Origin of the sequence: Citrobacter sp. wls827 (assembly GCF_005280875.1) — a bacterium.
Taxonomy (GTDB): domain Bacteria; phylum Pseudomonadota; class Gammaproteobacteria; order Enterobacterales; family Enterobacteriaceae; genus Citrobacter; species Citrobacter youngae.
This window is the reverse complement of record NZ_SZWR01000012.1, coordinates 398,809-400,104: the sequence shown is the minus strand read 5'-3', so window position 1 is coordinate 400,104 and position 1,296 is coordinate 398,809. Positions and strand designations below refer to the sequence as shown.

Annotated in this window: 1 protein-coding gene; it reads right to left on the bottom strand. The window is 55.0% G+C overall.

The window, feature by feature from the left end; genetic code table 11:
- Positions 1 to 24 precede the first annotated feature (24 nt).
- On the bottom strand, positions 25 to 1,296 hold a 1,272-nt coding region (gene aceF / locus FDX03_RS08710; protein WP_249357018.1), incomplete at its 5' end, for a pyruvate dehydrogenase complex dihydrolipoyllysine-residue acetyltransferase.

The following is a 1,296-nucleotide window of genomic DNA, read 5'->3' as shown; positions in this document are numbered from 1 at the left end:
CGGCCGTCGGGCCGGCTTTTTCGCTTACATCACCAGGCGGCGAATGTCAGACAGCATGTTGTTGATGATGGTGATAAAGCGCGCACCATCAGCACCGTCAATTACACGGTGGTCGAAGGAGAGCGAAATCGGCATCATCAGACGCGGCATAAACTCTTTACCGTTCCACACTGGCTCCATAGAGGACTTGGAGACACCGAGGATAGCCACTTCCGGCGCGTTAACAATCGGCGCGAAGTGGGTAGTACCCAGGCCGCCGATGCTGGAGATGGTGAAGCAACCGCCCTGCATTTCGCCAGCAGTCAGCTTGCCATCACGCGCTTTCTTGGAGATCACGGTCAGTTCACGAGACAGCTCGGTAATACTCTTCTTGTTCACGTCTTTGAAGACCGGAACAACCAGACCATTCGGCGTATCTACCGCCACACCGATGTTGATGTATTTCTTCAGGGTCAGGCGCTGACCGTCTTCAGACAGGGAGCTGTTGAAGCGCGGCATCTGTTCCAGAGCTGCGGCAACGGCTTTCATGATGAAGACTACTGGGGTGAATTTCACGTCCAGTTTACGTTTTTCAGCTTCGGCGTTCTGCTGTTTACGGAACGCTTCCAGATCGGTGATATCGGTCTTATCGAAGTGAGTAACGTGCGGGATCATCACCCAGTTACGACTCAGGTTAGCACCCGAGATTTTCTGGATACGGCCCAGTTCCACTTCTTCGATTTCGCCGAACTTGCTGAAGTCCACTTTCGGCCATGGCAGCATGCCCGGGATACCGCCGCCTGCTGCTGCAGCCGGAGCCGCTTCAGCACGCTTGATAGCATCTTTCACGTAAGCCTGAACGTCTTCACGCAGGATACGACCTTTACGGCCAGAACCTTTCACTTTCGCCAGGTTCACACCGAATTCGCGCGCCAGGCGACGAATCAGCGGTGTTGCATGAACGTAAGCGTCGTTTTCAGCAAACTCAGATTTGCCTTCCGCTTTCGCGGCCGGAGCTGCGGCTTGCGCAGGCGCTGGTGCTGCGGCCGGAGCCGGAGCCGCTGCTTGTGCTGGAGCGGCTGCAGGTGCTGCGCCTTCGACTTCGAAGACCATAATCAGAGAACCGGTTTTAACTTTGTCGCCGGTGCTGATTTTGATTTCTTTTACGGTACCCGCGAACGGTGCCGGCACTTCCATAGAGGCTTTATCGCCTTCAACGGTGATCAGTGACTGCTCAGCGGCAATTTTATCGCCCACTTTAACCATCACTTCAGTGACTTCCACTTCGTCACCGCCGATGTCCGGTACGTTAACTTC